The following is a 5,355-nucleotide window of genomic DNA, read 5'->3' as shown; positions in this document are numbered from 1 at the left end:
TGGCATCGTGGCGGGGCTCGAGGCGCTGGGCGGCGATTCAGGCAGTGATTCAGGCCAACCTGTTCCGGAGTGGACCCTGGTGCTGGCGTGCGACCTTCCGGGCGCGGCCGGGTTGGTCGCCGCGCTGACGGCCGCGGTGGCGTCGGTGCCGGAGGTGGGTGAGGGCCGCGACGGAGCGGTGTTGACCCACCCGGACGGGACGCGCGAGTGGCTGTCGGTGGTGGTCCGCACGTCGTCCCTCGCGGCCGCGGCGCGGGCGCTGGGCAGCCCGGTGGACCGGTCGGTGCGCTCGCTGCTGGCTCCCCTGTCGCTGACCGAGGTGCCGACGGCGGGGCTGCAGACCGAGGACATCGACACCCCGGCCGATCACGCGCGTGAGCAGGAGCGTCGTGCGGGGGGCCCGTCTGCGGAGGGCACGCCCGCGGGAGGCAAGCGCTCGCGACCGCCGGTCACCCAGGCGGCGAACTACGCCACCGAGCTGGAGCCGTGGATCCTTCAGGCGTGCGCGACCGTCGGGGTCGACCCGCGCCTTGTCGACGTCGACCGAGTCCACACCCTGACGGGTCGCGTGGCCGAGGGACTGGAGCGCTCGATGGCTCCGATCTCGGCGTTCATCGTCGGGCTCGCGCTCGGGCGGGGGCCAGGGCAGGACCACGGCGGAGTCTCGTTGGAGGACGTGTGCACCCGCATCGAGGCCACGCTGGCGTCCACCGCCGACCCCACCACCGCCGACCCCACCACGGTGATGGAGCGGTCGTCGTGAAGCGCGTGTCCCTCGAGACCCCGACCAGCCGCCGGCCAACGCCCACCACCGCGGCACCGCTCACCCGGGGCGGCAGGTCGACGGCTCCAGCAGCGTTGACCGGCCTACCCGATCGGCACGGCCGCATCGCCACCGACCTGCGGGTCTCGTTGACCGACCACTGCAACCTGCGCTGCACGTACTGCATGCCCGCCGAGGGGCTGGAGTGGCTGCCGGGCGAGACGCTGCTCAGCGACGCCGAGGTCGGTCGCCTCCTGTCGATCGCGGTCACCCGGCTCGGCGTGACCGACATCCGGTTCACCGGCGGTGAGCCGTTGCTGCGCAAGGGTTTGGCCGACATCGTGGCCCACGCCTCGACGCTCCGCTCGCCCGAGGGTCGTCGACCCGGACTCTCGCTGACCACCAACGGGCTGGGCCTGGACCGACGGCTGCCCGACCTGATCGCTGCCGGGCTGGATCGCGTCAACGTCTCGGTCGATTCGCTCAACCCCGAGCGGTTCGCCGCGATCACCCGCCGGGACCGCTTGGCCGACGTGCTGCGCTCCCTCGATGCCGTGGCAGCGGCGGGCCTGCGCCCGGTCAAGGTCAACGCCGTGCCGATCGCGCGGTGGTACCGCGACGACGCTCCGGCACTCTTGCGGCATTGCCTCGAGCGCGGATTCGAGCTGAGGTTCATCGAGCAGATGCCGATCGGCCCGCCCGAGGAGTGGGACCGGTCCACGGTCGTCACCGCGCAGATGCTGCGGGACGCGCTGACCGACGGCGGGTTCACCCTTGCCGACGGGGCGCAACCGCGCGGGAGCGCTCCGGCCGAACTGACGGCCGTGAGCGCCGACGGGCTTCCGGACGGGCACGTCGGCCTCATTGCGTCGGTGACCGAGCCGTTCTGCGGGTCGTGTACGCGGACCCGACTGACGGCGGATGGCAGCATCCGGTCGTGCCTGTTCGCCGCGCGTGAGACGGACCTGCGCGAGTTGCTGCGCTCCGGTGCCGATGACGAGGCGGTCGCGCGTCGCTGGCAGGAGGCCATGTGGGGCAAGCCGCGCAGGCACGGTTTCGACCATGAAGGATTCGCGGCGCCCGGCCGCACCATGAGCAGAATCGGAGGATGACCATGACGATCACCGTTGCGTTCTTCGCCGGCGCCGCTGAGGCAGCTGGTATGGACAGCACGACCCTGACCCCACCCGCCGGTGGCACGGTCGATGCGCTGACCACCCACCTGGTGGCCGACAACCCGGCGCTCGACGGCGTGCTCGGTCGGTGCAGCGTGTTGCTCGACGGGGCTCGGGTGGCGGACCCGGAGCAGGCGCGGCTGCAGGATGGCAGCGAGGTCCACTACCTGCCGCCGTTCGCCGGTGGCTGAGCCGCAGGTGCCGGCGAGCCCGGCTGATCGGCCGGCGCGGTGCGTGCACGCCGAGGTGACCACCGAGGTGCTTGACCCGGCCGCGCTGGCCGCGCTCGTCGACGATCCGCGCTGTGGTGCCGTGGTGACGTTCGCCGGGGTGGTGCGCAACCACGACGAGGGCCGGGGTGTGGTGGCGTTGGCGTACTCGGCCCACCCGACCGCGCAGGGCGAACTCGCCGCCGTGGTCGCGCAGTTCGCGGACGTGCCCGGCATCCACGCGCTCGCCGTCGCGCACCGGATCGGCGATCTGGCCATCGGCGACATCGCGCTGGCGGCTGCCGTGGCCGGGGAGCATCGAGCCGAGGCGTTCGCGACGATGGAGCGCCTCATCACGGAGGTCAAGGCCCGCGTGCCGATCTGGAAACACCAACACTTCAGCGACGGGACGGCCGGGTGGACAGGACTGTGATTGAGCTGCCGGACACCGCGCTGGCCATCCCGCTGGCCCGGCAGCCGCGGCCGCTGACCGAGTCGCAGCGCGAGCGACACGCGCGTACGTTGCTCATCCAGGGCATCGGCGAGGCCGGCCAAGAGCGGATCGCCGCAGCGCGGGTGCTCGTGGTCGGCGCCGGTGGGCTCGGTTCGCCGGTGCTGCAATACCTCACCGCGGCCGGGGTCGGAACGATCCTGCTCAGCGACCCGGACCGCCTGGACCTCTCGAACCTCCAGCGTCAGGTGCTGCACGGGGAGGCCAATCTCGGCGAGGTGAAGTCCGCGTCGGCGGTGGCGCGGTTGTCCGGGCTGAACTCCGACGTCGAACTCGTCGAGCTGCCGCGGATCACCGTCGAGGTGCTCGACGCCCTCGACCCGCGCCCGGATCTCGTCGTGGAATGCTCCGACACGTTCGCCACGAAGTACCTCGTCGGTGACTGGTGCCAGGCCAGTGGGGTGCCGCTGGTCCTCGGCACGATCGTCGCGGGCGACTGGCAGGTCGCGGCGTTCTGGAGCCAGGCGCCGACGCCCTGGCCGCGGGTCGGCTGGCGTGACCTGCACGGCGCTCCGCCACCGCCGGGGAGCGTGCCCGGTTCGACCGAGATCGGTGTCTTCGCGCCGGCTGTCGGCCAGTGTGCGTCGACGATGAGTGCCGAGGCGATCAAGCTGCTCGCCGGAGTCGGTCGCCCGCTGTTGGGTCGGGTGGCGGTGGGGAACGCGTTCCGGCCAGCCATGCAGGTGCTCGATCACGCCCGGCCACGGGTCGATGCGCCGCGGGTAGATGCTCCGCAGGTCGAAGCTCCGCAGGAAGGGGGCCGTTCATGAGCCGGCTACGTTCCGTCGATGACCAGATCGCCCGCATGATGGCCGTCGTCGAGCCGCTGGCGATCGACGTGGTCCCCGTCGAGGTGAGCCTCGGCCGCGTGCTCGCCGCCGACGTCACCGCCGTGCTTCCTGTGCCGCCGTTCGACAACTCCGCGATGGACGGGTTCGCGCTGCGGTTCGCCGACGTGGCCGGGCTGCCGGACAACGCCTTGGTGCTGCCCGTGTCCGGTGATGTCCCGGCCGGCGCTGCGTCGACGGCTCTGGAGCCCGGGACCGCGCAGCGCGTGATGACCGGTGCGCCGTTACCGGCCGGTGCGGACACGGTCGTGCCCGTCGAGCAGACGGACCAACCAGCCGGACCTGCCCGCCTTCCGACGACGATCCGGTTGACCGAACGTCCGATGCAGGGACGTCACATCCGCCGCGAAGGTGAGGACCTGCAGCCCGGCGCGTCGGTGCTGGTCGCCGGGACGCGTCTGGGCCCGGCGCATATCGCGGCGGCGGTGTCGACCGGCCACGGTGAGGTCGCGGTGTACCGGCGACCGCGCGTGGCGGTGATCTCGACCGGTGACGAGCTCGTGGCGCCTGGGGTGGCCCTCGGCCCCGGCCAGATCCCGGATTCGAACGGGCCCCAACTGGCGGCGCTGGCGCAGGAGTGGGGTGCGGTCGTGACGCGCGTCGCACGGGTGGCCGATACCGCCGATGAGTTCGGCCGGGTGCTGCGCGCGGCCCTCGACGAGGCCGACCTGGTCATCACCACGGGCGGAGTCTCGGTCGGTGCGTTCGAGGTCGTGCGCCAGTCGCTCGAGGGTCTGGGCCGCGCCGACGAGGCTCCTGCTGGCGGCGACCCGTCGCAGTCCGACTCGACCCTCGCTGCCCGGGCCGGAGTCGAGTTCACACGCGTGGCGATGCAGCCCGGCAAGCCGCAGGGGTTCGGTCGGGTGGCCGACAGCCGTGGCCGGTTGGTGCCGCTGTTGGCGCTGCCGGGCAATCCGGTGAGCAGCTTCGTCAGTTTCCACGTGCTGGCGCGTCCGGTGCTCGCCGTGTTGGCCGGGCTCGACCCGCAGGCGGAGCGTCGGACGGTTCCGGTGCGGGTCGTGCACGGGTGGAGTTCACCGGCGGGCAAGCGCCAGTACATACCGTTGGCGGTGACGCGTGGCGAGGCGGGCCTGCAGGCGAGTGCGGCTCATCGGCTCGGATCCGGGTCGCACCTCATCGCGTCGCTGCACCTGGCGAACTGTCTGGGGGACGTGCCGCCCGACGTTGCCGACGTGGTGCCCGGCGACATCGTTGAGGTCATCCCCACCAGCGCCACCTCCACGCACGCCACCTCTACGCACGCCACCTCTACGCACGCCACCTCCACGCACGCCACCTCCACGCGCGTCCCCTCCTCCGCTGCTGAGGGGATCTGGCCGTGACCCTGCCGCATCAGCGACCAGACGGAACGGTCCACATGGTCGACGTCACGGCCAAGACGCCCACGCGGCGCGAGGCGACGGCCGTCGGGGCGGTGACCTGTGCCCCGGCGACGATGGCGGCGCTCAGCCAGGGACGGGTGCCCAAGGGAGACGTGCTCGCCCTCGCGCGGATCGCGGGCATCCAAGCCGCCAAGCGGACACCCGACCTCCTGCCCCTGGCCCACGTCATCGGAGTCCATGGGTGTGACGTCGAGGTGACGCTCGCCGAGGACCGAGTGCTCCTGCGGGCCACGGTCCGCACCGCCGACCGCACCGGTGTCGAGATGGAGGCACTGACCGCGGTGACGGTGGCGGCGCTCAATGTCGTCGACATGCTCAAGGGCATCGACCGGACCGTCGCCATCCGAGACTGCATGATCGTCGCGAAGTCCGGCGGTCGCTCCGGTGACTGGACCAGGCCCGGCACCTGAGCCCCTCGCGCGGGATCGCCGGCCCGCGACCATCCG

7 protein-coding genes are annotated in these 5,355 nt (G+C 72.4%); all 7 read left to right on the top strand.

Annotated features, from left to right (window positions below):
• Nucleotides 1–763, top strand: a 763-nt coding sequence (locus tag KD1_RS17110) for a DUF6457 domain-containing protein (RefSeq protein WP_174521120.1), incomplete at its 5' end; no start/stop codon positions are given.
• Nucleotides 760–1,875, top strand: a complete 1,116-nt coding sequence (gene moaA / locus KD1_RS15100) for a GTP 3',8-cyclase MoaA (RefSeq protein ID WP_245627434.1) — start codon at nt 760–762, stop codon at nt 1,873–1,875. The genes KD1_RS17110 and moaA, both read left to right, overlap by 4 nt.
• On the top strand, nt 1,872–2,129 hold the full coding sequence (locus KD1_RS15095) for a MoaD/ThiS family protein (RefSeq protein WP_245627433.1): 258 nt from the start codon (nt 1,872–1,874) through the stop codon (nt 2,127–2,129). The genes moaA and KD1_RS15095 overlap by 4 nt, the downstream gene beginning before the upstream one ends.
• Nucleotides 2,122–2,580, top strand: coding sequence for a molybdenum cofactor biosynthesis protein MoaE (locus KD1_RS15090; protein WP_245627432.1), 459 nt, complete (start codon nt 2,122–2,124; stop codon nt 2,578–2,580). The genes KD1_RS15095 and KD1_RS15090 overlap by 8 nt, the downstream gene beginning before the upstream one ends.
• Nucleotides 2,577–3,428, top strand: a complete 852-nt coding sequence (locus KD1_RS15085) for a HesA/MoeB/ThiF family protein (protein ID WP_217995908.1) — start codon at nt 2,577–2,579, stop codon at nt 3,426–3,428. Before KD1_RS15090 ends, KD1_RS15085 begins: the two co-directional genes overlap by 4 nt.
• The gene (locus KD1_RS15080) at nt 3,425–4,849 is read left to right on the top strand and encodes a molybdopterin molybdotransferase MoeA (protein ID WP_068403286.1); all 1,425 of its coding nucleotides are present in this window, start codon (nt 3,425–3,427) and stop codon (nt 4,847–4,849) included. The genes KD1_RS15085 and KD1_RS15080 overlap by 4 nt, the downstream gene beginning before the upstream one ends.
• Complete coding sequence (gene moaC, locus KD1_RS15075) at nt 4,846–5,319, top strand: cyclic pyranopterin monophosphate synthase MoaC (RefSeq protein ID WP_281177627.1); 474 nt, start codon at nt 4,846–4,848, stop codon at nt 5,317–5,319. The genes KD1_RS15080 and moaC overlap by 4 nt, the downstream gene beginning before the upstream one ends.
• Nucleotides 5,320–5,355: the final 36 nt, after the last annotated feature.

This window comes from Kribbia dieselivorans NBRC 106261 (genome assembly GCF_001552435.1).
In the GTDB taxonomy this organism is placed as follows: Bacteria; Actinomycetota; Actinomycetes; order Actinomycetales; family Dermatophilaceae; genus Kribbia; species Kribbia dieselivorans.
This window is presented reverse-complemented; position numbering and strand designations above follow the sequence as displayed.

Coding starts and splice junctions, on each gene's coding strand:
- KD1_RS15095 (WP_245627433.1), top strand. CDS start 1,872: ATGACCATGACGATCACCGTTGCGTTCTTCGCCGGCGCCGCTGAGGCA.
- KD1_RS15080 (WP_068403286.1), top strand. CDS start 3,425: ATGAGCCGGCTACGTTCCGTCGATGACCAGATCGCCCGCATGATGGCC.